The sequence below is a fragment of the Micromonospora sp. NPDC048930 genome (assembly GCF_043197935.1).
In the GTDB taxonomy this organism is placed as follows: Bacteria; Actinomycetota; Actinomycetes; order Mycobacteriales; family Micromonosporaceae; genus Micromonospora.
This window is the reverse complement of record NZ_JBICUB010000001.1, coordinates 300,298-323,946: the sequence shown is the minus strand read 5'-3', so window position 1 is coordinate 323,946 and position 23,649 is coordinate 300,298. Positions and strand designations below refer to the sequence as shown.

Sequence of the window (23,649 nt, the reverse complement as noted above, 5' to 3'; positions counted from 1 at the left end):
AGCGCCGGGTAGCCACCGCCGACCGTGCCGCGCCATGCCGCGCCCCGGCCGTGCCGACCGACTGCGGAGGACAGAGATGATGGGACCCGGTGACTTCGGCAACGACCCGTGGGACGAGTTCCTGGCCCGCTACTTCGGCCGGGGCGAGGGGGGACGCCGGCCGGCGCACCGGGTCGACATCACCCGCCTGATGACCGCGGACGCGCGGGAGATGCTCGCCGACGCGGCCCGCCGGGCCGCCCAGAAGCACAGCAACGACCTGGACACCGACCATCTGCTCTGGGCGGCGTTGCAGCGCGAGCCGCTGCGCGACCTGGTACGCCGCGCCGGCGCCGACCCGGAGACCCTGCTCAACGCCCTCGGCGGGCGCGGTGACGGGGCGCCGCGCGGCGAGGTGCCGCCGAACCTGTCGCTCACCCCGGCGGCCAAGCGGGCGCTGCTCGACGCGCACCAGCTCTCCCGGGCGATGGGGGCGAACTACATCGGTCCCGAGCACATCCTGATGGCCCTGCCGCTCAACCCGGAGTCGCCGGCTGGCCGGATGCTCGCCGCCGGCCGGATCCAGCCCGAGTCGTTGCAGGCGGCCAGCGCCGAACGCGGCCCGATGGCCGGCCCGAAGCCCGACCGCGGCACCCCCACCCTCGACCAGTACGGCCAGGACCTCACCGACCTGGCCCGGATGGACCAGATCGACCCGGTGATCGGCCGGGCCGACGAGATCGAGCAGGCGGTGGAGATCCTGTCCCGGCGGACCAAGAACAACCCGGTGCTGATCGGCGAGGCGGGCGTCGGCAAGACCGCCATCGTGGAGGGACTCGCCGAGCGGATCTGCGACGGGGACGTGCCGCAGACCCTGATCGGCAAGCGGGTCATCCAGCTCGACCTGGCCGGCCTGGTCGCCGGCACCCGCTACCGGGGCGACTTCGAGGAACGCCTGAAGAAGGTGATCGACGAGATCCGCGCCCACCGGGACGAGCTGATCATCTTCCTGGACGAGATCCACACCCTGGTCGGCGCGGGCGGCGCCGGCAGCGAGGGCGGCATGGACGCGTCCAACATGCTCAAGCCGGCCCTCGCCCGCGGCGAGCTGCGGGTGATCGGCGCGACCACGCTGGACGAGTACCGGCGCAGCATCGAGAAGGACGCCGCCCTCGCCCGCCGGTTCCAGCCGGTGCTGGTCCCCGAGCCCAGCGTCGAGGACACCGTCGCCATCCTGCGTGGCCTGCGCGACCGCTACGAGGCGCACCACCAGGTCCGGTTCACCGACGAGGCCCTGGTGGCCGCCGCCGAGCTCTCCGACCGCTACATCACCGACCGGTACCTGCCGGACAAGGCGATCGACCTGATCGACCAGGCCGGCGCCCGGGTGCGGTTGCGCACCCGTACCCCCGCCGAGGACGTGCGCGACCTGGAGCGGCAGCTCGACGAGGTACGCCGGGACAAGGACCAGGCGGTCGCCGACGAGCAGTACGAGCGGGCCTCCTCCCTGCGCGACCGGGTGTCCGAACTGGAGGGCCAGATTCGGCGGGCCCGGGGCGACGGCGAGAACCCCGAGGTGCCCACGGTGGGGCCGACGGAGATCGCCGAGGTGGTCTCCCGGTCCACCGGCATCCCGATCAACCAGCTCACCGAGGAGGAACGCGACCGGCTGCTGCGCCTGGAGGGGTACCTGCACGAGAAGGTGGTCGGGCAGGACGAGGCGGTCAGCGCGGTCGCCGAGGCGGTGCGCCGCTCGCGGACCGGGTTGGCCGACCCGAACCGGCCGATGGGCAGCTTCCTGTTCCTCGGTCCGACCGGCGTCGGCAAGACCGAGCTGGCCCGGGCGCTGGCCGAGGCGCTGTTCGGCGAGGCGGACCGGATGGTCCGGGTGGACATGAGCGAGTTCCAGGAGCGGCACACGGTCAGCCGGCTGGTCGGCGCCCCGCCCGGGTACGTCGGCTACGAGGAGGCCGGCCAGCTCACCGAGGCGGTCCGCCGCCGCCCGTACGCGGTGGTGCTGCTCGACGAGATCGAGAAGGCCCACCCGGACGTGTTCAACATCCTGCTCCAGGTGCTCGACGACGGCCGGCTCACCGACAGCCAGGGCCGGACGGTGAACTTCAAGAACACCGTACTGATCATGACGAGCAACCTGGGCTCGGAACTGATCACCGGCACCCGACGCACGGTCGGCTTCGCCGCCGCCGGCGAGCCCGGCGAGCAGGAGTCCAACGAGCTGCGGGAGCGGCTGATGCGCCGGCTCCAGGAGAACTTCCGGCCGGAGTTCATCAACCGGATCGACGAGGTGATCATCTTCCAGCGGCTGGAGGCCGAGCAGCTGCGGCAGATCACCGAGCTGCTGCTGGAGGAGACCCGCCGCCGGCTGCACGCCCAGGACATCCAGGTCGACTTCACCACCGCCGGCATCGACTGGCTCGCCGAGCACGGCTACCAGCCCGAGTTCGGCGCCCGGCCGCTGCGCCGGGTCATCCAGCGGGAGGTGGACAACCGGCTCTCGCGGATGCTGCTGGAGGACCAGATCTCCCCGGGGCAGAAGGTCGTCGTGGACGCCCGGGACGGGCAGCTCGCCGTCGACGTGGCCGCCGGAGACCGTGACTACACCGCCGCGACGACGTCCCACCCCCGATGAGCCAGGAGGGCCCATCCACGAGGGAGCGGAGGGCGGACATGACCGAACCGGAGGAGACCCGGGAGGACACCGAACGCAGCGAACCCATCGTCGCGCCCCCGACGGCGAACCCGTCCCGGGTCAAGGTGCCGCCGGAGGGTTTGAAGCAGCAGACCGATGAGGGCGAGGGCGACCGGACACCGTCCGGGCCGCCGCCGGGAGAGGAGGCGTGATGGTACGCGGAGGGCGCGTGGATCCGGACGTCGACGCGATCTGGGACGACTTCCACGCCCTGGTGAACGTCCCCTCCGAGCAGCTGCGCCAGTGGCTGCTGACCCGCGGCTCGGGGGAGGGCGGCGTGTTCGGCCCGGACCCGGACATGAGTCTGCCCGAGCCGGGCCGGCACATCCTGCGGGTCCTGACCAAACGGAAGGTGGACCTGACCGGTGAGGACATCCAGGTGATGCGGGAGGCGATCGACCGCATCGAGTCCCTCATCGACGAGCGGCCGAGCCAGGGCAACACCGACAACGAGTGGCGGCACTCCCTGCTCGACCTGGGCCACGACGTGCTCGTCGAACGCTGACCCGGCCAGCCCGACGCCGTGCCCCTCGCGGGGGGCACGGCGTCGGCGCGCGGCGGCCTACTCCGATTCCATGCTGGGCAGTTGCAGGCCGGCGGCGTCAGCCGCCGCCTGCCGGTCCGCGCGGGCGCGTTCCTCCCGGCTGAGCAGGTTGGCGTACTCGGTGATGTCCGCCGGTTCCGGCACCTCCGGCAGCCGGCGCAGGAAGGTCTCGACGTCGGCGGAGGCGGCGGTGTGCGCGGCGGCCGCCTGCCGCAGCAGCTCCCGTTGGTCGGCGGCGGGGTACAGATCAGTCATGTCGCCGTGATACCCGCGTTCAGGCCGTTCGCACCCCGCCGGCGGTCACCGGCTGCGCGCCGAAGTCGGGGTGGCGCAGCAGCCAGGCCAGGTAGTCCGGGTGGTTCGCCAGCGCGTCGGTGTACGCGGCCACGGCCGTCTCCAGCACCGTCTCGGCGACCCGGGCGGCCGGCGCGTCCGGGTGCCAGCCGAGCACCAGCCGCCAGCGCAGCGGCGCACCGGCCAGCCGGCGGGTCACCAGCCCGGCCACCGGGCGGAAGGTGGCCTGGCACAGCGCCACCGCCTCGCCGGCGTCGACCAGGTCCAGGCAGGCGCGCACGTCCGCCTCGTACATCTTGCGGGGGGTGAAGCCGGCGCGGGCGCAGGCGGCGGCGAAGCAGTCGCCGAAGCAGCCGTCGCCGGGCGCCGCCACCCACTGCTCGCGTCGCAGGTCGGTCAGGCGGACCTCGGCGCGGCCGGCCATCGGATGGGTCTGCGGCAGCAGTACGAAGACCGGGTCGACGGCGACCTCCCGCCAGCTCAGCCCGAACTCCGCCGGCGGGCTGGCGTCCCCGCACACCCCGGTGAGCGCGAAGTCGAGCCGCCCGCCGGCAACCAGTTGGGCCAGCTCGTCCCCGGACCAGGAGGCGTACGTGGTGATCTGCACCTCGGGCTGCTCGGCGGCCAGCCGGTGCACCAGCCGACCGAGGATCGGGCTGTTCACCCCGCCGAACCGGTAGCGCCGCACCGGGTCCGCCGCCCCGGCGAGCCGGGCCGCCTCGTCCTGCAGGCCCTTCATCGCCGGCAGCAGTACCCGCGCCCGGTCCAACACCAGCTCGCCCAGCGGGGTGGGTCGCGCGCCCCGCCGGTCCCGTTCGAAGAGGGGGCCGCCGAGGGCCCGTTCGATGCGCTGGAGCTGGGCGGTGAGCGCCGGCTGCGCCAGGCCGAGGGTGGAGGCGGCCTTGGTGACGCTTCCCGTCTCCGCGATCGCGCACACCACCCGCAGGTGTCGCAGCTCCAGATCCATAGGGTGACGGTAGGACCACGAACCGGCGTGCGGAAGGGTTGTTCCGCCATCGGCGTATGCCGATCGGTCGATCCACTGGGCTCAGTGGCGGCGCGGCTGCTCCAGGTCCGACACGTGGGTACGCCGGCCGGTCACCGCGTCCCGGACCTTGTCCAGCACGCCCACGGCCGGCTCGACGATCTTGTTCCACGGCGGGGTGGCCGGCGTGCCCGGATGCGGCCGGGTGGGCGCCGCCTCCTCGGCGATCTCCCACCGGTTGCCCAACCGGATCAGCTCGGCGTCGGTGGCCACCTCCCGCAGCGGTACGACCAGCGCGGCGACCCGGCTGACGTGCCGGCGTACCCGGTCGGCCACGTCGGCGAGCGCCGCGTCCCCGGGCCCGGACAGTCCCTTCAGGGCGGTCAGCAACGCGGCGTCCGCCTCGATCTCCCGGTCCACCAGCGCGGCGCTCTCCGGCACGGCGGCCCGGGCGGCCGGGAAGAGGTACTGCTCCTCGGCCGAGAGGTGCCGGGACACCGCGGCGGTGAGCACGTCGAGCACCTCCCGCCGCCGCTCGGGCGTCGACTGCGGGTCGGTGACCTGCTCGGCCAGGCCGAGCAGGGCGCGGTGCTCCCGGTCCACGATGTCGACCAGGCTCCGCCCGCCCGGCCGGTACGCGTCGTCGGCGGCGGGCGGCAGCGGGGGCAGGGGAACGGTCATGGCGCCCTCCTCGACTACGGCGATCGACGGGTGTGGTGGTCCGGGGACGGGTGCGGCGGTACCCGCCCGCGCGATCCGCGAAACCGCCCCCGGGCGGGGGTGGGCCGGGCCTCCGGGCCGGCTGGTATGAAGAAGCGATGACGAGCGACGCCGCCTCCGCCCGACCGGACCCCACCGACGAGGTCGTGGACCTCTGCCGCGACCTGCTGCGCATCGACACCACCAACACCGGGGACAACGACACCAGCGTCGGGGAACGCCGCGCGGCCGAGTACGTCGCGGAGAAGCTCGCCGAGGTCGGCGTCGACGCCGAGCTCCACGAGTCCGCGCCCGGCCGGGCCAACCTGGTCGCCCGGATCCCGGGCACCGACCCCGGGCGGGACGCCCTGCTGGTGCACGGCCACCTCGACGTGGTCCCCGCCGACCCCGACGAGTGGTCGGTGCACCCGTTCTCCGGCGAGATCCGCGACGGCTACCTCTGGGGTCGCGGCGCCATCGACATGAAGGACTTCGACGCGATGGTGCTCGCCGTGGTCCGCGGCTGGCAGCGCGGCGGGGTGCGCCCGTCGCGGGACATCGTGCTGGCGTTCACCGCCGACGAGGAGGCCGGCAGCGACTACGGGGCGCACTTCCTCGCCCAGCGGCACCGGCACCTCTTCGACGGCTGCACCGAGGCGATCGGCGAGGTCGGCGGCTTCTCCTACTCCGTCGACGAGCAGCGCCGCCTCTACCTCATCGAGACCGCCGAGAAGGGCATCGACTGGCTGCGCCTGCACGCCAAGGGCCGCCCCGGCCACGGCTCGATGGTGCACGACGACAACGCGGTCACCGCGCTGGCCGAGGCGGTCGCCCGGATCGGCGGGCACCGCTTCCCGGTGGTGATGACCGACACCGTACGGGCGTTCCTGGCGGAGGTCTCCGACGTCCTCGGCATCGAGATCGACCCGGACGACCCGGAGACCGCGATCGCCAAGCTGGGCCCGATCGCCAACATCATCGGCGCGACCATCCGCAACACGGCCAACCCGACCCGGCTCAACGCCGGCTACAAGGACAACGTCATCCCGGGCCGGGCCACCGCCACCATCGACTGCCGCAGCCTGCCCGGGCAGTCCGAGGTGCTGGAACGGCAGCTGCGCGAGCTGGTCGGGCCGGACATCGCCATCGAGTACATCCAGCGCCAGCCGGCCCTGGAGACGACCTTCGACGGCGACCTGGTCGCCGCGATGTCCGCCGCGCTGCGCGCCGAGGACCCGGGCGCCCGCCCGGTGCCGTACATGCTCTCCGGTGGCACCGACGCCAAGGCGTTCTCGCAGCTCGGCATCCGCTGCTTCGGCTTCGCGCCGCTGCGGCTGCCCGCCGACCTCAATTTCTCCGGCCTGTTCCATGGCATCGACGAGCGGGTCCCGGTGGACGGACTACAGTTCGGCGTGCGGGTTCTCGACCGGTTTCTCCGCAACTGCTAACCGTGTCCGTCGCGTCACCCGTCGGCGCGGAATCTCCCCCATCGGAAGGGACTGCCTCACATGACCGACCAGCACGGTGAGCTGGACGCCGCCCTCGAGCGGGTGATCGACGCGGCCCGCGCCCACCTGGCCGCCGTCCGCGCCGCCCAGGGCCGGATCGACGACGACGCCGTCTGGCAGGCGTACGTCGCGTTGAACAACGCCTCCTTCGCGTACGACGAGCAACTGCTCGACGCCTTCGGCGAGGTGACGCCCTGGGACGTCGAGTCGATCGACCCGGACGAGGCGGACGAGCGCTTCGGCGCCATCGAGGGCGTCGAGGCCACCGACCCGCACCCGCGGGTCATCTCGGTGCGGCAGCGCCGCGACTACCGGGTGCCGAGCGTCTCCGCGCTGATCCGGGCGGCCGAGGCGGCCCGCCGTGAGGGCACCCCGGAGGAGGACGAGCCGGCCCCGGTCGAGGGGGTCGGCGAGGCGGTGCTGGAGCTGCTGCAGAGCGGCGACGGCTCGCTCAGCGCGCTGGACGTGCCCGAGCTGGAGCCGCTCGACGGCGTGGTCATGGTCAGCGAGGTCGGCACCCCGGTCGACCTGGAGTCGTTCGACGACGACGACCCGGTGGGCCCGTTCCAGCCGGCCGCCGACGACCGCCTGGTCGGCCGGCTCGACGAGCACCCGTTCCTGGAGCTCGACGAGGAGCACGACCACGCCCACTAGGCCCTGGGCCGTGACGCCCCCGGGACGCGACCCGCTCCGGTCCGCGTCCCGGGGACCAGCGCCACGGGCGGCCCAGCTCCCGGCTGCTCGCCGACGACGGTCCGCCGGCTCAGTCCAGACCGCGCCGGCCCGGTGTTCAGAACGGCTTGACGACCACCGCGTCGGCCGGCCAGCCGCGCTCCGCCCGGAGGTGTCGGCGGGCAGCCTGACACGCACGTGCCTCGCCCGCGACGTACGCGACGCCGGGTGCGGCGGGCAGGTCGAGTGCGCGCAGGGCCTGGATGATCCCGTCGGGCCTGTCCCGGTGGATCCAGGTGAGCTCGCCGGCCCGGTGCAGGGGCACGCGGTCGTCCGGCCCCCGGACCTCGATCACGCCGTGCACCCTGGCATCGGCGGACAGGGCACGCAGCATCGCCGCGAACGCCACGGACGCCGTCTCGTCCCCGACGAACAGGTGGTACGGCACCCCGGGGCGGGGCACCAGCCGTCCCTGCGGTCGGGTGAGCGCCACCGGCTGGCCGACCCGGACCCGGCGGGCCCAGCGTGTACCCGGGCCGGCCGACGGATGGTCCAGCACGCACAGGTCCAGGTGCTCGCCGTCGACGTGATCGAAGACCGAGTAGCTGCGCAGGCGGGTGGCGTCCACCCGGACCCGGACGTGCTGTCCGGGGAGCCACGCGAGGCCGCGCAGCGACGGGCCGGTGAGCCGGATCCGGCGCATCCGCGGGGTGACGGGCTCGATCTGCCCCACCGTCGCGGCCAGCAGGAAGCGGTCGAGGAGGTTCACCGGCACAGCTCCCAGCGCTGTCCTGGACGGAGGCGCACGACGTCGAGGCCGGCCGGGGCCATCGCCTCGGCGTCGGCCGCCGAGCCGTGGCGCCGGAAGAGCAGCGACAGCAGATCGGCGGCGTGCGCGTCGTGGACTGGCACGAGCACCCGGGCGCCCAGCGCCTCCGCCCCGGCGACGGCCTCCCGGGGGCCCATGACCAGGGGCGGGCCGACCAGCGGCCGTAACCCGTTGGTGGGCAGCAGGGCCACCGCCACGGACCCGTGCCGGGCCCGGTACTCCGTCAGGTGTGCCACGTCCCGGATCTCACCCCCGAAGTAGACCCGGGTCTGTCGCCCGCTGAGCACGTACGCGTTGTTGCGCCACCGCAGCGTCCGTCCGGCGGGCGCCGCCGTCAGCGAGACGGTCGGGGTCAGTTCGCGGGTGTCGTGCCAGCGCAGCACCTCCACCCGGCGGTAGCCCAGCGCCCGGGCCTGTCGGGCCATCCGCCTGGTGCTGACGTACACCGGGGTGGTGGCCTTGCCGGAGTACTCCGCCAGCGCCCTTAGGTCCCAGTGGTTGGCGGCGAAGCTGCTGGCGACGATGGCGGTCAGCGGCGGCAGGTCGGTGATCGGCAGGCCGAGGGGTTCTCCGCGACGCAGGTACCAGCGCTCGGTGAACCACGGGTCGGTGAGCACCGCATGACCGTCCAGTTCGACCAGGACGCAGGCGTTGGCGACCCGGGTGAGGGCCAGGTTCGATTTGGTCATGCGGGCACGGTGCGGCTTAATGTGCACATGAAGTCAAGCCGCACGTTGACCATCGGCGAGTTGGCCGACCGGTTCGGGCTGGCCACCCATGTCCTGCGTCACTGGGAGGGTATGGGCCTGCTCGCGCCGGAGCGCGACGGCGGCGGCCAGCGTCGCTACGGCGAGACCGACCTGGTACGGGTGGCGTTGATCCTGATGGGCAAGGAGGCTGGTTTCGGGCTGCGCGAGCTACGGACGCTGCTCGGCACGGACAACCCGATGGACCACCCGGAGCTGCTGCGGCGGCACGTGACCGTGCTGGAGGACCGCATCGCCCGGGCGGCGGCCGCGAAGGAACTCATCGAGCACGCCCTGGCGTGCCCGCTGCCCTTCGACGAGTGCCCGCACGCGCGGGAGCGGATCCTGGCCCGCATCCCGGCCCGGTGATCCGTCGGCCGGGCCGGGTCGGGCGCCGACGGGCCCGGCCCGGCCAGGACGCCGTACTAGTACGAGAGGCCCGGCTGCGGCTGGTTCACCCGGCGGCGGCGCAGCATCACCTGCCGCGTCCCGTCCCGGTAGAGCCGCACCCGGGCCAACTCCCATCCGGAGAACTCCGCCTGAATCGCCAGCTGCGCCGCGGCGGTCAACCGATCGACATTCGCGGGCAACCGCAGCGGCGCGTATTCGTAGTCCATGCCCCCTATGCTGCCCAGCCCTCTGCCCCGCCGCCACCCCCTGTGGGTGACCTGAATCGCCCGTCGGGCGGCGGCCCCGGCTCAGCCGTCCCGTTCCGGGTAGCCGACCGGCACCGCCGAGACGTCGTCCAGGGCGGTGACGATCTCCTCCGGCAGCGTCATCCGCTCCACCTGGAGCGCGCCGAGCAGCTGCCCCACGGTACGGGCGCCGAGGATCGGCGCGGTCACTCCGGGCCGGTCCCGGATCCACGCCAGCGCCACCTCCAGGGGTGACACCCCCAGCCCGCCGGCCGCGGTGGCGACCGCCTCCACGATGCTGGAGCAGCGCGGCTCCAGGTACGGGGTGACGAAGCGCTCGAAGTGCGGGGAGGCGGCCCGGGAGTCGGCCGGGCGGCCATTGCGGTACTTGCCGGTGAGCACTCCGCGGCCCAGCGGCGACCAGGGCAGCACGCCCAACCCCATCGCCGCGCAGGCGGGCAGCACCTCCCGCTCCACGCCCCGTTCCAGCAGCGAGTACTCCACCTGGGCGGCGACCACCGGGGCCCGCCCCGGCCAGGCGGCCTGCCAGGCCGCGGCGCGGGCGGTCTGCCAGCCGGAGAAGTTCGACACCCCCACGTACCGGGCCTTCCCGCTGGACACCGCGTGGTCCAGGGCGGCGAGGGTCTCCTCCAGCGGGGTGTCCGGGTCGTACCCGTGCACCTGCCAGAGGTCGACGTGGTCGGTGCCGAGCCGGCGCAGCGACGCCTCCAGGGTGCGCAACAGGTGACCCCGGGAGTTGTCCCGGCGGCGACCGCTGCCCGGCCGCAGCCCCGCCTTGGTGGCGATGAGCAGCTCGTCGCGGGGGACCAGGCTGCCCAGCAGCGAACCGATCACCGACTCGGCGTCGCCGTCGGCGTACACGTCGGCGGTGTCCACCAGGTTGCCGCCGGCGTCGAGGTAGCTCTTCAGCTGGGCGGCCGCGTCGTCGGCATCGGTGTCCCGTCCCCAGGTCATGGTGCCGAGCGCGAGCCGCGAAACCGCCAGCCCGCTTCGGCCGAGCGGTCGCTGTTGCATGGGTGAACCTTATTTCGAACCTGCCGTCACGGACATCCTCGCCCGGAGTCAACTTCCTGCTCCACCGTCCGGCCGGGTGTGACGTGTTCGGGGTGAGCCGGTGATCGGCGCCGCCACCCGCATTGCGTAACCTGATGCGACCTGTGGTGCGGATGGTGGGAGGACCAGTGCGACTCGGGCTCAGCCTCGGATACCAGACGGCGTGGAGCACACCCGCCGACCACCTGGCTCTGGCCCAGGAGGCGGACCGGCTCGGCTACTCGGTGGTGTGGGCCGCGGAGGCCTACGGCTCCGACTCGCCGAGCATGCTGGCCTGGATGGCCGGCCAGACCGAGCGGATCGACGTGGGTGCCGCGGTGATGCAGATCCCCGCCCGTACCCCGGCGATGACCGCGATGACGGCGGCGACCATCGACGCCCTGTCCGGCGGCCGGTTCCGGCTCGGCCTCGGGGTCTCCGGCCCCCAGGTCTCCGAGGGCTGGCACGGCGTCCGGTTCGCCAAGCCCCTCGCGCGGACCCGGGAGTACGTCGACATCGTGAAGCTCGCGATCGCCCGCAAGGAGGTCGCGTACGACGGCGAGCACTACACGCTGCCGCTGCCGGACGGGCCGGGCAAGGCGCTGCGGCTGGGCTTCCACCCGCCCCGCGAGCACATCCCGATCTACCTCGCGGCGGTCGGCCCGAAGAACCTGGAGCTGGCCGGCGAGATCGCCGACGGCTGGCTGGCCGTCTTCTACGCCCCGGAGTTCGCCGAGGAGCAGCTCGCCTCGGTGCGGGCCGGGCGGGCCAAGGTGGGCAAGGAGCTGGCCGGCTTCGACGTGGTCCCGTCGGTGCCGGTGGTGGTCGGCGACGACATCGCCGGCTGCGCCGAGCTGGTCCGCTGGTACGCCGCCCTGTACGTCGGCGGCATGGGCAGCCGGCAGCAGAACTTCTACAACCAGCTCGCCACCCGGATGGGCTACGGCGACGCCGCCCGCGAGGTGCAGGACCTGTACCTGGCCAAGCGGCAGCGCGACGCCGCCGCCGCGGTGCCCATGGAGTTCATCGACCGCACCTCGCTGCTCGGCCCGAAGGAGCGCATCGCCGAGCGGATGCGGGACTACGCGGCGGCGGGCGTGACCACCCTGTCGGTGACCCTGTTCGTCGCCGACCGGGAGAGCGGTGTGCAGACCCTGCGTACCGTCGCCGAGGCCCTCGACCTGGCCGGGGTCGGCGAGTGACCTGGGTCGAGGCCATCGTCCTGGGCATCGTCCAGGGGCTCACGGAATTCCTGCCCGTCTCCTCCTCCGGCCACCTGCGGATCACGTCGGCGATCTTCTTCGGCCGGGACGCGGGCGCGTCGTTCACGGCGGTGACCCAGCTGGGCACCGAGGCGGCCGTGCTCATCTACTTCTTCAAGGACATCTGGCGGATCGTCCGGACCTGGTTCCTGGGGCTGGTGGACCGCTCGGTCCGGTCCAGCCTCGACTACCGGATGGGCTGGTACGTCATCATCGGCACCATCCCGATCGGGCTCTTCGGGCTGGTGTTCAAGGACCAGATCCGCACCGCCGGCCGGAACCTGTACCTGATCTCCTTCACGTTGATCTTCTTTGCGCTGGTGCTGGCCTTCGCCGAGTACTGGGGGCGGCAGACCCGCACGCTGGAGAACTTCCGGATGCGCGACGGTGTGGTCATGGGCTTCGCCCAGGCGATGGCGCTGATCCCCGGGGTGTCCCGCTCCGGCGGCACGCTCACCTTCGGCTTGCTGCTGAACCTGACCCGGGAGACTGCGGCCCGGTACTCGTTCCTGCTGGCCATCCCGGCCGTGGTGCTGTCGGGCGTGTTCAGCATCCCGGACGTCTTCGAGCCCTCCGCGCCCGGCACCGCCGCGCCGAGCGGCGCGCAGATGATCGTCGCCACGGTGATCGCCTTCGCCATCGGCTACGCGGCCATCGCCTGGCTGCTGCGCTACGTCGCCCACCACACCCTGTACCTGTTCGTGCTGTACCGGGTGGCGCTCGGCACCCTGGTGCTCTGCCTGCTGCTCACCGGGACGATCAGCGCCACCTGAGCCCCGGACCCAGAGACGCCGCTGGCCGGCACCCCTGTCTCGGGGTGCCGGCCAGCGGCTTTCGTGTGCTGTGTGGGTCAGCTGTTCCAGTGCTGGGCGACGATGTCGGCGGCCTGCTGCTCCCACTGGGCGTAGGCGTCCGGGTACGCGGAGACCTGCACGGTCTGGGCGGCCTCGGTCAGCGGCATGTCCTGCCACCCGTCGACCTGCTTCAGACCCTTCTCGAACGCCAGGGTCGAGTACTCGGGGTTGGTGATCTGCTCCGGAGTGCCCCAACCGCTGGAGGGGCGCTGCTGGAACAGGCCCAGCGAGTCGTGGTCGTTCTTGTCGCCGAGGTGGCCGAGGTTCTCCAGCTTCGACTCCTGCAGGCTGGTGGCGATCGAGATCACCGCGGCCCGCTCCGGCAGACCCGCCTTCTTGGTGGCGGCGATGATCGCCTTCGCGTTGGCGGTCTGCTCGTCGTTCAGGTCGATGCGCGACTGCGCGCCCTGCACACCATGCGGGATCAGCTTCGCCTGGTCGACGCCGGGCTTGTCGGCCTGCACGGCCACCGCGGTGACCGGCTTGCCCTCGACGGGGCGGGCGTCGGCGTGCGCGGCGATCGGACCGGCGAACACACCACCGGCGAAGGCCAGACCAGCAACACTCAGCATGCTCTTACGAATGATCGTGTTCATGAGACAAGCTCCATTCGGGGGTTGGCGTCCGCGCCGAGGGGGGTCAGCAACAGACGCAAGCACCGTCAGGCGCTCAAAAGAGGGGGAAAGTCTTGGGGGGTCATCCGGCTCGCGGGGCGTGGCCTCTTCGCGGCGCCGGGACCATGTGTAACGACCGGCGACCCAGCATCATTCCGGGTCCGTCACCCCGCCGTGCGGGGCGGTCTTCCTCGGCCGTTCACCGGTGTTCAACGACCCCGGCCCGCCCACCATTCCGGCCCCGGGATGCCGCCCGTCACTCGCAAACCAGACACACCGCTCACCCGCGACCAGGCCACCCAGCGGCCGGCACGCTCAGCCCAGCACCCGGCACGATGAGCCCAGCACCCCGCACGGTCAGCCCAGCCAGCGCCCGGCACCGGCCAGCCCAGCGCCCGGCCACGGTCTGCCCGCCGCCCCCCGGAGTCAGTGGAACGACATGGACGTCACCGGCCCCGGGAGACACCCATGGCGTTCCACCCATCGAGGCAGCGTGATCCGAGAACCGGACAACGGGTGCATACCCCCTGACGCTTCGACCCGGCCCCAGCTTGATCGAAGACGGGCGTAAAGCGGTGCCTATCTGACAGCACGGACACCGACGACATGCCGCAACCCGAGCCGTCTCGCGGGCGAGCGGAGCCGCCCGGCCCGACGTACCCCAGACCCGGACCACGCAGGCGGCACGCCCGGACGGCGCCGGACCACGACGCGGGTGTGGCCCGCCGTGACCGGCGCAGGGATCAAGCCTGACCGCCCGGAGCCGGGCACGGCGGGCCACACCCGAAACCGCAAGCACGACGAACCGTGACCCGGCAGGCAAGGAGCGGCCACACCCGAAACCAGCAACCACGACGAACCGAGACCCACCGGACGCGGCGCGGCCGGAAACAGTGACCAGCGACAACCGCGGGCAAAGCCCTAGGGTGGTCACCGTGGCGACCCTTCTGCTTCTGCGACACGGCCGGACCACCGCGAACGCCGACGGCGGCCTCGCCGGCCGGCAACCGGTCGAGCTGGACGAGACGGGTCGGGCCCAGGCCACCGCGGTCGGGGAGCGGCTGAAGGGGCTGCCGCTCGCGGCGGTGGTGACCAGCCCGCTGATCCGCTGCCGGCAGACCCTCGAGCTGGCCCTGCCCGAGGCCGAGCCGGTGGTCGAGGAGGGGCTGATCGAGTGCGGGTACGGCAGCTGGGAGGGGCAGCCGCTGAAGAAGCTGGCGAAGGAGCCGCTCTGGCCGGTGGTCCAGCAGCACCCGAGCGCCGCGGTGTTTCCCGACGGGGAGTCGATGGCGGCGATGTCGGCGCGGGCGGTCGCGGCGGTGCGCGCCTGGGACGCCCGGATCACTGCCGAGCACGGGCCGGAGGCGGTGTGGCTGGCGTGCAGCCACGGCGATGTGATCAAGGCCATCGTGGCGGACGCGCTCGGCGTACACCTGGATCTGTTCCAGCGGATCGTCGCGGACCCGGCGTCGGTCACGGCGATCCGCTACACGTCGCTGCGGCCGTTCCTGGTCCGGCTCAACGACACCGGCGGTGACCTGGCCGGCCTGGTGCCGCCACCGGCCAAGCGGCGCCGGCGGGCGGCGCGGAAGGCGGACTCGGACGCCGCCGTGGGGGGCGGCGCGGGGGCGGCCCGGTGAGTCGGCCCGCCACGCCCGGGACTCCTGCGCCCGGCTTCCGGCGTTCGCCCTGGGCGGATTCGACCTCGGTGGGCTGCGCGACGCTCCCACCCTCCGGATAGGGTCGTGGGTATGACCCACCAGGTGCACGCCTTCGAGCCGCCGGAGCGGTTCGTCGCCGGAACCGTCGGACCGCCGGGGGAGCGTACGTTCTTCCTGCAGGCGCGCGGTGGTGGCCGGCTGGTCAGCGTCGCGCTGGAGAAGGTCCAGGTCTCGCTGCTCGCCGAGAAACTGGAGGAGCTGCTCACCGAGGCGCAGCGCCGGTTCGGCGTCGAGCTGCCGGAGGCGGCGGCCGCGGTCGGCGACAACGATCCGCTGGACACGCCGGTCGACGAGGAGTTCCGGGTCGGCACGCTGGGCCTGGCCTTCGACGTGGACACCGCCACCGTGGTGATCGAGGCGATCGCCGTCGGCGAGGCGGAGGCCGAGGTCGAGCTGGGCGACGCCGACGACGACGAGGACGAGGATCCGGACGAGCCGGACGACGACCTCGACCGGCTCCGGGTCCGGCTGACCCCCGAGGCGACCCGCGCCTTCATCGAGCGGGCCCGCCGGGTGGTCAACGCCGGGCGTCCGCCCTGCCCGCTCTGCGGTCAGCCGTTGGACCCGGCGGGCCACCTCTGCCCCCGGCACAACGGTTACCACCGGTGACCTCGTCGGAACTCCAGCCCCGACAGGACGGCACCGCCGCGTTGCGACTGCTCAGCGACGGCGAACTGGCCCTGGAGGGGCGGCTGGTCGACGCCTCCAACACCACCCTGCGCGGCATCCTCGCCCTGGACGGGGTGACGGCCCGCTGCGTCTACAAGCCGGTACGCGGCGAGCGGCCGCTCTGGGACTTCCCGGACGGCACACTCGCCGGCCGGGAGGTGTCCGCGTACCTGGTCTCCCGGGCCTCCGGCTGGGACCTGGTGCCGCCGACGGTGCTGCGGGACGGCCCGTTCGGGCCCGGCTCCTGCCAGCTCTGGATCGACGAGCCGGACGACGCCGAGCCGCTGGTCGGGTTCGTGCCGGCCGAGGCGGTGCCGCCGCGCTGGTTCCCGGTCGCCGCGGCACGGGACGACGACGGGGCCGCGTACGCCCTGGCGCACGCCGACGACCCACGCCTGGCCCGGCTCGCCGTCCTCGACGCGGTGCTCAACAACGCGGACCGCAAGGGCGGCCACGTCATCGTGGGCCCGGACGACCGGATCTACGGGGTCGACCACGGCGTCTGCTTCCACGTCGAGGAGAAGCTGCGGACGGTCCTGTGGGGCTGGGCCGGCCGGGAGCTGCCCCCGGACGCGGTGGAGATGCTCGACGGGCTGGCCGGCCGGCTCACCGGCGACCTCGGTGACGAGCTCGCCGAGCACCTGACCATCAGCGAGGTCGCCGAGCTGGCGGCCCGGGTGGACCGGCTGCGCGAGACCGGCCGATTCCCGCTGCCCCCGGAGGACTGGCCGGCGATGCCCTGGCCGCCCATGTGAGCCGTTGTCGCGTTGATCACCAAGGGGATCGCAGCCGAGCGACTGACAGATCGTTAGGCTGGCGGTCATGGAGTCTTGGGCGGGACACGAGGTGCCACGGCTGCCGGGTGAGGGCGAGCCACTGAGGTTGTACGACTCGGCGCGGCAGGGTCTCCAGCCGAGCCGGCCGGACGGCGTCGCCGCGATGTACGTCTGCGGCATCACCCCGTACGACGCCACCCACCTCGGTCACGCCGCCACCATGATCACCTTCGACCTGGTGCAGCGGATGTGGCGGGACGCCGGCCTGACCGTGCGGTACGTGCAGAACGTCACCGACATCGACGACCCGCTGCTGGAGCGGGCCGAGCGCGACGGCGAGGACTGGAAGGTCCTGGCGATGCGGGAGACCGCCCTGTTCCGGGAGGACATGGAGGCGCTGCGGATCATTCCGCCGGAGCACTACGTCGGCGCGGTGGAGTCGATCCCGGACATCGCCGAGAAGGTCCTCGTCCTGCTCAAGGACGGCGCCGCGTACCGGCTCGACGACGGCACCGGCGACGTCTACTTCGACATCAGCGCCGCCCCCGAGTTCGGCTACGAGTCCAACCTGTCCCGGGCGGAGATGCTGGAGATCTTCCCGGAGCGCGGCGGGGACCCGGACCGGGCCGGCAAGCGTGACCCGCTCGACCCGCTGCTCTGGCGGGGCGCCCGGGAGGGCGAGCCGTCCTGGCCGGGCGGCGACCTGGGCCCGGGCCGGCCCGGCTGGCACATCGAGTGCGCGGTGATCGCGCTGAACCTGCTCGGCGACCGGATTTCCGTCCAGGGCGGCGGCAACGACCTGCTCTTCCCGCACCACGAGTGCTCGGCGGCGCACGCCGAGCGGCTCACCGGCCAGGCCCCGTTCGCCGACCACTACGTGCACGCCGGCATGATCGGCCTGGACGGCGAGAAGATGTCGAAGTCCCGGGGCAACCTGGTCTTCGTCTCCCGGCTGCGGGCCGACCGGGTGGACCCGATGGCGGTCCGGCTGGCCCTGATGAGCGGGCACTACCGCACCGACCGCTCGTGGACCCAGGAGCTGCTCACCGTCGCCGAGGAGCGGCTGGCCCGCTGGCGCCGGGCCGCCGCCGCGCCGGCCGGCCCCGCCGGGGACGAGCTGCTGGCCGGGGTACGCGCCCGGCTCGCCGACGACCTCGACACCGCCGGTGCCCTGGCGGTGGCCGACGCCTGGGCCGAGCAGGCCCTCGCCGGGGTCGCCGACGACGCCGGCGCCCCGAAGCTCTTCGCCGACACCGTCGACGCCCTCCTCGGCATCCGCCTCTGAGTCCCCGCTCCCGCCTTGATGGGCCCTCGTTCACGGAACGAGTGGTTATTCCGCCCCCGGTAGCCACTCTTTCCGTGAATCTGCGCGCAAGGCTCGGGCCGGCGGTGGGGCGGTCAGCCGAGGACGAGGCCCGGGTCGGGGTCGGGGTCCGCGGTCGGGGCGGGGACCTGGTACTCCTCGGTGAGGGTGGTCATCGGGCCGGGCCAGGTGGCCTGGGCGACCTCGATCGGCTTGCGCCGCTCGTCGTACGCGACGTGCAGCAGGTGCAGCACCGGGGTGTCGGGGCGGATCTGCAGCGTCTCCGCCTCCTCGCGGCTGGGCTGGCGGGCGCTGATGGTGTCGGTCGCGGTGACGTAGCGCCGCCCGGTGGCCTCCTCGGCCTCCTGGTAGAGCGGCCGCCCGAACGCCTCGGCCCGTTCCAGGGAGGTGCCGGCGGTGTCGGCCGGCAGGAACCACGAGGCCCCGACCTCGACCGGTGACTCGTCGGTGCGGACCAGGTGCCGCCGGCAGAGCAGCTCGGTGCCGTCGGGCACCCCGAACGCGTCGGCCACCTCGGGTGGGGCGGGGGAGCGGCCGACCGAGACGAGCTGCTGCCGGTACCGGGCGGCGAGGTCCGTGTGGTAACCGCGGAAGCCGCCGTAGCGGCCCCGGGAGAGCCGGTTCAGCCGCCGCCGGGTGCCCCGGACGTACGTACCGGAGCCGGGCTTGGTGATCAGGATGCCCTCGACCCGCAGCTGGTCGACGGCGCGCTGCACGGTCTGCTTCGCCACGCCGAACATCTCGGCGATGGCCGGGATCGACGGCAGCCGTTCGCCGGGCGCCCAGTCGCCCCGGCGGACCTGGGCCTTGAGCTGCGCGGCGATCTGCCGGTGCGGGAACTCCGCCGCACCCGGGTTGATCTGCATGCCCCGCCTCCTCATGGACAGCTAGGTTCCTAGGATGCCGTAGAGGGAGTGAGCGCGCCACCCCGGACACGAAGAAACCGGGCCCCGACACGGAGCCCGGTTTCCCCGGTGGTTCACCAGGAGCCGGCGGTGGGGCCGGCGGAGCCACCCCGGCGGCGCAGGTACTTCTCGAACTCCTGGGCGATCTCGTCCCCGGTCAGCGGGGTGATGCCGGCGTCGCCGACCCGCTCCTCCAGCTCGCGGACGTACTCGCCCAGCTCGGCGTCCTGCTCGGCGGCGTTACGCACCCGCTGCTCCCACTCGGCGGCCTCCTCGGCGAGGTCGGCCATCGGCACCGGCAGGTCGAGCACCTCCTCGACCCGGTGCAGCAGCGCCAGGGTCGCCTTGGGGCAGGGCGGGTTGTTCGCGTAGTGCGGCACGTGCACCCAGAACGACACCGCGTCGACCTCGGCCCGCGTGCAGGCGTCGTGCAGCACGCCGACGATGCCGGTCGGGCCGTCGTAGCGGGTGGGAGTGAGCTGGTAGCGCTTGGCCGCGTCGGCGTCCGACGCGCTGCCGCTGATCGGCAGCGGCCGGGTGTACGGCACGTCGGCCAGCAGTGCGCCCAGCAGCACCACCCGCTCGACCTCCAGGCTGTGGCAGATCTCCAGCACCTGCTCGCAGAAGGTCCGCCAGCGCATGCTCGGCTCGATGCCGCGGATCAGCACCACGTCCCGGTCGGTGCCCTCGGGGCTGGCCACCATGAAGCGCGTGGTCGGCCACTCCACCCGGCGGGTCTCCCCGTCGGCCATGGTGATGGTCGGGCGGCTCACCTGGAAGTCGTAGAAGTCCTCCGGGTCCAGCTCGGTCACCTGCCGGGCCTGCCAGACCTGCTCCAGGTGCTCCACCGCCGCGGTCGAGGCGTCCGCGGCGTCGTTCCATCCCTCGAAGGCCGCGATGGCGACCGGGGACCGCAGCACCGGCAGTCCGTCGAACTCGGTCACGCCGTCACCTCACCCTGCTGGCCGGCAGCGGCGCCGGGTCGCTGCCCGAACGTCCGCCCGCCTGCGACACCTCCAGCTCGGCCGGCGGCCATCATTCGGCCTCCGCGCCGTTGGGCGGCGCTCCGGACCGAATGACGGCCGGTCGAACGCCGCGCCGCGACCTGGAGCCGTCGCACGGTCGCGTCCCTGATGTCCTTCACGTCCGCCAGCCTACGTGCCGGTGTGGGATGCGGCCCGCCGGCCGCGCCGGTCGGCGAGCCCGACCACACGGACGAAACGGATGAAGCGTGCACGGTGATCCGGCTGACAGTATGTGGGAACCCGTGCGTGCCACGACCCGGTGCCGAACTGCCGCACTAACCTGGCCCTGTGCGGACTTCGTTGCTCGACGTGCTGGCCGACCGGATCCTCATCGCCGACGGGGCGATGGGGACGATGCTCCAGGCGGCCGACCTGACCCTGGACGACTTCGACGGCCTCGAGGGCTGCAACGAGATCCTCAACGTCACCCGACCCGACGTGGTGCGGGGTGTGCACGAGGCGTACCTGGCCGCCGGGGCGGACTGCGTCGAGACCAACACCTTCGGCGCCAACCTGCCCAACCTCGCCGAGTACGGCATCGCCGAGCGCATCCGGGAACTCTCCGCGGCCGGGGCGCGGCTGGCCCGCGAGGCGGCCGACGCGTACGCCACCCCGGAGCAGCCCCGCTTCGTGCTCGGCTCGATGGGGCCGGGCACCAAGCTGCCCACCCTGGGCCACGCCAGCTACGCGTCGCTGCGGGACGCGTACCAGGAGAACGCCGCCGGCCTGATCGCCGGCGGGGCGGACGCGCTGATCATCGAGACCTGCCAGGACCTGCTCCAGGTCAAGGCCGCGGTGGTCGGGTCGAAGCGGGCGCGGGCCGAGCTGGGCCGGGACGTCCCGATCATCTGCCAGGTCGCCGTGGAGACCACCGGCACCATGCTGCTGGGCAGCGAGATCGGCGCCGCGCTCACCGCCATCGAGCCGCTCGGCGTCGACCTGATCGGGCTCAACTGCTCGACCGGCCCGGCCGAGATGGGCGAGCACCTGCGCTACCTGTCCCGGCAGTCGCGGATCCCGATCTCGGTGATGCCCAACGCCGGCCTGCCCGTGCTGACCGCCGACGGGGCCTACTTCCCGCTGACCCCGGTCGAGCTGGCCGACGCGCTGGAGCGGTTCATCACCGACTACGGCGTCGCCCTGGTCGGCGGCTGTTGCGGCACCACCCCCGAGCACATCCGGGTGCTGGTGGAGCGGCTGCGCGGCACCCGGCCGGTGGCCCGGGAGCCGAAGCCGGAGGCGGGTGTCTCCTCGATCTACCACCACGTGCCGTTCGCCCAGGACTCCAGCGTGCTGATGGTGGGGGAGCGGACCAACGCCAACGGCTCCAAGGCGTTCCGCGAGGCCATGCTCGCCGCCGACTGGCAGGCCTGCGTGGAGATCGCCCGGGGCCAGGCCCGGGACGGCTCGCACCTGCTCGACCTCTGCGTCGACTACGTCGGCCGGGACGGCACCACGGACATGCGCGAGCTGGCCGGCCGGTTCGCCACCGCCTCCACCCTGCCGATCATGCTCGACTCCACCGAGCCCGCGGTGATCGAGGCCGGGCTGGAGATGCTCGGCGGGCGCTGCGTGGTCAACTCGGTCAACTTCGAGGACGGCGACGGCCCCGACTCCCGCTACGCGCGGGTCATGCCGGTGGTCAAGGAGCACGGCGCCGCGGTGGTCGCGCTGCTCATCGACGAGGAGGGCCAGGCCCGCACCAGGGACTGGAAGGTACGCGTCGCGGCGCGGCTGATCGAGGACCTGACCAGCCGGTGGGGGATGCGCCAGGAGGACATCCTCATCGACGCGCTGACCTTCCCGATCGCCACCGGCCAGGAGGAGACCCGCCGCGACGGCGTGGAGACCATCGAGGCGATCCGCGAGATCGCTTCCCGCTACCCGGGGGTCAACTTCACCCTCGGCGTCTCCAACGTCTCCTTCGGACTGAACCCGGCCGCCCGGCAGGTGCTCAACTCGGTCTTCCTGCACGAGTGCGCGCAGGCCGGCCTCACCTCGGCGATCGTGCACGCCAGCAAGATCCTGCCGATGTCGAAGATCCCCGACGAGCAGCGCGAGGTCGCCCTCGACCTGGTCTACGACCGCCGCCGCGAGGGGTACGACCCGGTGCAGCGGTTCATCGAGATCTTCGAGGGCGTCGACGCCGCCTCCGCCCGGGCCACCCGGGCCGAGGAACTGGCCGCGCTGCCGCTGGACGAGCGGCTCAAGCGGCGGATCATCGACGGTGAGCGCAACGGCCTGGAGGCCGACCTGGACACCGCGATGGCCGAGGGGCGCAGCGCGCTGTCGATCATCAACGAGCTGCTGCTGGACGGCATGAAGGTGGTCGGTGAGCTGTTCGGCTCCGGGCAGATGCAGCTGCCGTTCGTGCTGCAGTCCGCCGAGGTGATGAAGACCGCGGTGGCCTACCTGGAGCCGCACATGGAGAAGACCGACGACGGCGGCAAGGGGCGGATCGTGCTCGCCACCGTCAAGGGCGACGTGCACGACATCGGCAAGAACCTGGTCGACATCATCCTGTCCAACAACGGCTACGAGGTCGTCAACATCGGCATCAAGCAGCCGATCAACGCGATCCTCGACGCCGCCGACCAGCACCGGGCCGACGCGATCGGCATGTCCGGGCTGCTGGTCAAGAGCACGGTCATCATGAAGGAGAACCTGGCCGAGATGGCCGCGCGCGGGGTCGCCGAGCGCTGGCCGGTGCTGCTCGGCGGGGCGGCGCTCACCCGGGCGTACGTCGAGGACGACCTGCGGTCGACGTTCCCCGGCCAGGTGCACTACGCCCGCGACGCGTTCGAGGGGCTGTCCCTGATGGACCGGGTGATGGCCGCCAAGCGCGGCGGCGCCCCGGTGGTCGACGCGGAGCGGGAGGCCGCCCTGGCGGCCCGCCGGGAACGCCGGGAGCGGCAGCGGACCCTGGTCCGCGAGGCGCTGCCCGAGCTGGACGACGCCTCGGTGCGCTCCGATGTGGCCGTCGACGTGGCGGTGCCGAAGCCGCCGTTCTTCGGCACCCGGGTGGTCAAGGGGGTGCCGCTGGCCGACTACGCGGCGCTGCTCGACGAGCGGGCCACCTTCCTGGGCCAGTGGGGGCTGCGTGGGGCCCGCGGCGGCCAGGGCCCGTCGTACGAGGAACTGGTGGAGACCGAGGGTCGGCCGCGGCTGCGCTACTGGCTGGACCGGCTCACCGCCGACCAGGTCCTCGAGGCGGCCGTGGTGTACGGCTACTTCCCGGCGTACTCCGAGGGCAACGACCTGGTGGTCCTGGACGAGCAGGGGCAGCGCGAGCGGGCCCGGTTCTCCTTCCCCCGCCAGCGCCAGGAGCGGCGGCTCTGCCTGGCCGACTTCTTCCGCCCGAAGGGCGAGGAGCTGGACGTGGTGGCGTTGCAGCTGGTCACCGTCGGCCAGCCGATCAGCGAGTACACGGCCAAGATGTTCGCCGGCAACGAGTACCGCGACTACCTGGAGGTGCACGGCCTGTCGGTGCAGCTCACCGAGGCCCTGGCCGAGTACTGGCACCGGCGGATCCGGTCCGAGCTGATCCTGCCGGGCGGGCGCAGCGTCGCCGACGACGACCCGGCGGACCTGGCCGGCCTGCTGCGCACCGACTACCGGGGCTGCCGGTACGCGTTCGGCTACCCGGCCTGCCCCGACCTGGAGGACCGGGCGAAGATCGTGGAGCTGCTGGGCGCGGAGCGGATCGGGGTGCAGCTGTCCGAGGAGTTCCAGCTGGTGCCGGAGCAGGCGACCGACGCGATCGTGGTGCACCACCCGGAGGCGAACTACTTCAACGCCAAATAGCGTACGACGGCGGCGCACGTGCGCTGACCTGCTCGAACATG

General features: G+C 73.0%; 23 protein-coding genes. 13 read left to right on the top strand and 10 right to left on the bottom strand.

Going from position 1 to position 23,649, the window contains the following annotated elements:
* Nucleotides 1-76: 76 nt before the first annotated feature.
* Genes ACGFI9_RS01645 through ACGFI9_RS01635 form a run of 3 tightly spaced genes read left to right on the top strand, consistent with a single transcriptional unit; the run spans nt 77 to nt 3,194 of the window.
* Entirely contained in the window at nt 77-2,629 is a 2,553-nt protein-coding gene (locus ACGFI9_RS01645; RefSeq protein WP_393173736.1) for an ATP-dependent Clp protease ATP-binding subunit, read from the top strand.
* A 38-nt stretch (nt 2,630-2,667) separates the two neighbouring features.
* Complete coding sequence (locus tag ACGFI9_RS01640; protein ID WP_393173734.1) at nt 2,668-2,841, top strand: hypothetical protein; 174 nt, start codon at nt 2,668-2,670, stop codon at nt 2,839-2,841.
* Nucleotides 2,841-3,194 carry a DUF3140 domain-containing protein gene (locus ACGFI9_RS01635; RefSeq protein ID WP_393173732.1) on the top strand — a complete coding sequence of 118 codons (354 nt, stop codon included), beginning with the start codon at nt 2,841-2,843 and terminating at the stop codon, nt 3,192-3,194. The genes ACGFI9_RS01640 and ACGFI9_RS01635 overlap by 1 nt, the downstream gene beginning before the upstream one ends.
* A gap of 57 nt (nt 3,195-3,251) precedes the next feature.
* On the opposite strand, the gene ACGFI9_RS01630 is transcribed toward ACGFI9_RS01635, so the two are convergent.
* The 3 genes from ACGFI9_RS01630 to ACGFI9_RS01620 all read right to left on the bottom strand — a co-directional run bounded on the left by ACGFI9_RS01630 (nt 3,252) and on the right by ACGFI9_RS01620 (nt 5,193).
* Nucleotides 3,252-3,488, bottom strand: coding sequence for a hypothetical protein (locus ACGFI9_RS01630; RefSeq protein WP_393173730.1), 237 nt, complete (start codon nt 3,486-3,488; stop codon nt 3,252-3,254).
* Between the two features lie 19 nt (nt 3,489-3,507).
* Nucleotides 3,508-4,494, bottom strand: a complete 987-nt coding sequence (locus ACGFI9_RS01625) for a LysR family transcriptional regulator (RefSeq protein ID WP_393173728.1) — start codon at nt 4,492-4,494, stop codon at nt 3,508-3,510.
* A gap of 81 nt (nt 4,495-4,575) precedes the next feature.
* On the bottom strand, nt 4,576-5,193 hold the full coding sequence (locus ACGFI9_RS01620; RefSeq protein WP_393173726.1) for a hemerythrin domain-containing protein: 618 nt from the start codon (nt 5,191-5,193) through the stop codon (nt 4,576-4,578).
* A 137-nt stretch (nt 5,194-5,330) separates the two neighbouring features.
* Here ACGFI9_RS01620 and ACGFI9_RS01615 point away from each other — a divergent pair, with 137 nt between their 5' ends.
* A complete protein-coding gene (locus tag ACGFI9_RS01615) occupies nt 5,331-6,659 on the top strand; it encodes a M20/M25/M40 family metallo-hydrolase (RefSeq protein WP_393173724.1) in 1,329 nt (442 codons plus the stop codon).
* Between the two features lie 60 nt (nt 6,660-6,719).
* The gene (locus tag ACGFI9_RS01610) at nt 6,720-7,373 is read left to right on the top strand and encodes a hypothetical protein (RefSeq protein WP_393173722.1); all 654 of its coding nucleotides are present in this window, start codon (nt 6,720-6,722) and stop codon (nt 7,371-7,373) included.
* Between the two features lie 136 nt (nt 7,374-7,509).
* Here the strand turns inward: ACGFI9_RS01610 and ACGFI9_RS01605 are convergent, their stop codons facing one another.
* Nucleotides 7,510-8,160 carry a siderophore-interacting protein gene (locus ACGFI9_RS01605; protein ID WP_393173720.1) on the bottom strand — a complete coding sequence of 217 codons (651 nt, stop codon included), beginning with the start codon at nt 8,158-8,160 and terminating at the stop codon, nt 7,510-7,512.
* Nucleotides 8,157-8,909 carry an MBL fold metallo-hydrolase gene (locus tag ACGFI9_RS01600; protein ID WP_393173718.1) on the bottom strand — a complete coding sequence of 251 codons (753 nt, stop codon included), beginning with the start codon at nt 8,907-8,909 and terminating at the stop codon, nt 8,157-8,159. The genes ACGFI9_RS01605 and ACGFI9_RS01600 overlap by 4 nt, the downstream gene beginning before the upstream one ends.
* Before the next feature lie 27 nt (nt 8,910-8,936).
* Between ACGFI9_RS01600 and ACGFI9_RS01595 the strand changes: the two genes are divergently transcribed.
* Complete coding sequence (locus ACGFI9_RS01595) at nt 8,937-9,335, top strand: MerR family transcriptional regulator (protein ID WP_393173716.1); 399 nt, start codon at nt 8,937-8,939, stop codon at nt 9,333-9,335.
* Nucleotides 9,336-9,391: 56 nt separating this feature from the next.
* On the opposite strand, the gene ACGFI9_RS01590 is transcribed toward ACGFI9_RS01595, so the two are convergent.
* Together ACGFI9_RS01590 and ACGFI9_RS01585 are read right to left on the bottom strand one after the other, a co-directional pair.
* Nucleotides 9,392-9,583: a DUF5703 family protein gene (locus ACGFI9_RS01590; protein ID WP_073838148.1), complete on the bottom strand. Its 192-nt coding sequence runs from the start codon at nt 9,581-9,583 to the stop codon at nt 9,392-9,394.
* Between the two features lie 81 nt (nt 9,584-9,664).
* The gene (locus ACGFI9_RS01585; RefSeq protein WP_393173714.1) at nt 9,665-10,636 is read right to left on the bottom strand and encodes an aldo/keto reductase; all 972 of its coding nucleotides are present in this window, start codon (nt 10,634-10,636) and stop codon (nt 9,665-9,667) included.
* Nucleotides 10,637-10,803: 167 nt separating this feature from the next.
* On the opposite strand from ACGFI9_RS01585, the gene ACGFI9_RS01580 reads away from it, so the two are divergent.
* Nucleotides 10,804-11,856: an LLM class F420-dependent oxidoreductase gene (locus tag ACGFI9_RS01580; protein ID WP_393173712.1), complete on the top strand. Its 1,053-nt coding sequence runs from the start codon at nt 10,804-10,806 to the stop codon at nt 11,854-11,856.
* Nucleotides 11,853-12,689 (top strand): undecaprenyl-diphosphate phosphatase, encoded by an 837-nt coding sequence (locus ACGFI9_RS01575; protein WP_393173710.1) that lies wholly within the window; start codon nt 11,853-11,855, stop codon nt 12,687-12,689. The genes ACGFI9_RS01580 and ACGFI9_RS01575 overlap by 4 nt, the downstream gene beginning before the upstream one ends.
* A 77-nt stretch (nt 12,690-12,766) precedes the next feature.
* On the opposite strand, the gene ACGFI9_RS01570 is transcribed toward ACGFI9_RS01575, so the two are convergent.
* Complete coding sequence (locus ACGFI9_RS01570; protein WP_393173708.1) at nt 12,767-13,366, bottom strand: hypothetical protein; 600 nt, start codon at nt 13,364-13,366, stop codon at nt 12,767-12,769.
* A 944-nt stretch (nt 13,367-14,310) separates the two neighbouring features.
* Between ACGFI9_RS01570 and ACGFI9_RS01565 the strand changes: the two genes are divergently transcribed.
* The 4 genes from ACGFI9_RS01565 (at nt 14,311) to mshC (ending at nt 17,835) form a co-directional block, all read left to right on the top strand.
* Nucleotides 14,311-15,024 carry a histidine phosphatase family protein gene (locus ACGFI9_RS01565; RefSeq protein ID WP_393173706.1) on the top strand — a complete coding sequence of 238 codons (714 nt, stop codon included), beginning with the start codon at nt 14,311-14,313 and terminating at the stop codon, nt 15,022-15,024.
* A 111-nt stretch (nt 15,025-15,135) separates the two neighbouring features.
* Entirely contained in the window at nt 15,136-15,714 is a 579-nt protein-coding gene (locus tag ACGFI9_RS01560; RefSeq protein ID WP_393173704.1) for a DUF3090 domain-containing protein, read from the top strand.
* Complete coding sequence (locus tag ACGFI9_RS01555) at nt 15,711-16,529, top strand: SCO1664 family protein (protein WP_393173702.1); 819 nt, start codon at nt 15,711-15,713, stop codon at nt 16,527-16,529. Before ACGFI9_RS01560 ends, ACGFI9_RS01555 begins: the two co-directional genes overlap by 4 nt.
* 67 nt (nt 16,530-16,596) lie before the next feature.
* Nucleotides 16,597-17,835, top strand: a complete 1,239-nt coding sequence (gene mshC, locus ACGFI9_RS01550; protein WP_393173700.1) for a cysteine--1-D-myo-inosityl 2-amino-2-deoxy-alpha-D-glucopyranoside ligase — start codon at nt 16,597-16,599, stop codon at nt 17,833-17,835.
* A gap of 113 nt (nt 17,836-17,948) precedes the next feature.
* Here mshC and ACGFI9_RS01545 read toward each other — a convergent pair whose 3' ends face one another.
* Both ACGFI9_RS01545 and ACGFI9_RS01540 read right to left on the bottom strand, forming a co-directional pair.
* Nucleotides 17,949-18,740: a GntR family transcriptional regulator gene (locus ACGFI9_RS01545; RefSeq protein ID WP_393173698.1), complete on the bottom strand. Its 792-nt coding sequence runs from the start codon at nt 18,738-18,740 to the stop codon at nt 17,949-17,951.
* Nucleotides 18,741-18,853: 113 nt separating this feature from the next.
* Nucleotides 18,854-19,723, bottom strand: coding sequence for a PAC2 family protein (locus tag ACGFI9_RS01540; RefSeq protein WP_393173696.1), 870 nt, complete (start codon nt 19,721-19,723; stop codon nt 18,854-18,856).
* 369 nt (nt 19,724-20,092) lie between these two features.
* On the opposite strand from ACGFI9_RS01540, the gene metH reads away from it, so the two are divergent.
* Nucleotides 20,093-23,608 (top strand): methionine synthase, encoded by a 3,516-nt coding sequence (gene metH / locus ACGFI9_RS01535; RefSeq protein ID WP_393173694.1) that lies wholly within the window; start codon nt 20,093-20,095, stop codon nt 23,606-23,608.
* Nucleotides 23,609-23,649 lie beyond the last annotated feature (41 nt).

Coding starts and splice junctions, on each gene's coding strand:
- ACGFI9_RS01645 (WP_393173736.1), top strand. CDS start 77: ATGATGGGACCCGGTGACTTCGGCAACGACCCGTGGGACGAGTTCCTG.
- ACGFI9_RS01640 (WP_393173734.1), top strand. CDS start 2,668: ATGACCGAACCGGAGGAGACCCGGGAGGACACCGAACGCAGCGAACCC.
- ACGFI9_RS01635 (WP_393173732.1), top strand. CDS start 2,841: ATGGTACGCGGAGGGCGCGTGGATCCGGACGTCGACGCGATCTGGGAC.
- ACGFI9_RS01630 (WP_393173730.1), bottom strand. CDS start 3,488: ATGACTGATCTGTACCCCGCCGCCGACCAACGGGAGCTGCTGCGGCAG.
- ACGFI9_RS01625 (WP_393173728.1), bottom strand. CDS start 4,494: ATGGATCTGGAGCTGCGACACCTGCGGGTGGTGTGCGCGATCGCGGAG.
- ACGFI9_RS01620 (WP_393173726.1), bottom strand. CDS start 5,193: ATGACCGTTCCCCTGCCCCCGCTGCCGCCCGCCGCCGACGACGCGTAC.
- ACGFI9_RS01615 (WP_393173724.1), top strand. CDS start 5,331: ATGACGAGCGACGCCGCCTCCGCCCGACCGGACCCCACCGACGAGGTC.
- ACGFI9_RS01610 (WP_393173722.1), top strand. CDS start 6,720: ATGACCGACCAGCACGGTGAGCTGGACGCCGCCCTCGAGCGGGTGATC.
- ACGFI9_RS01600 (WP_393173718.1), bottom strand. CDS start 8,909: ATGACCAAATCGAACCTGGCCCTCACCCGGGTCGCCAACGCCTGCGTC.
- ACGFI9_RS01595 (WP_393173716.1), top strand. CDS start 8,937: ATGAAGTCAAGCCGCACGTTGACCATCGGCGAGTTGGCCGACCGGTTC.
- ACGFI9_RS01590 (WP_073838148.1), bottom strand. CDS start 9,583: ATGGACTACGAATACGCGCCGCTGCGGTTGCCCGCGAATGTCGATCGG.
- ACGFI9_RS01585 (WP_393173714.1), bottom strand. CDS start 10,636: ATGCAACAGCGACCGCTCGGCCGAAGCGGGCTGGCGGTTTCGCGGCTC.
- ACGFI9_RS01570 (WP_393173708.1), bottom strand. CDS start 13,366: ATGAACACGATCATTCGTAAGAGCATGCTGAGTGTTGCTGGTCTGGCC.
- ACGFI9_RS01560 (WP_393173704.1), top strand. CDS start 15,136: ATGACCCACCAGGTGCACGCCTTCGAGCCGCCGGAGCGGTTCGTCGCC.
- mshC (WP_393173700.1), top strand. CDS start 16,597: ATGGAGTCTTGGGCGGGACACGAGGTGCCACGGCTGCCGGGTGAGGGC.
- ACGFI9_RS01545 (WP_393173698.1), bottom strand. CDS start 18,740: ATGCAGATCAACCCGGGTGCGGCGGAGTTCCCGCACCGGCAGATCGCC.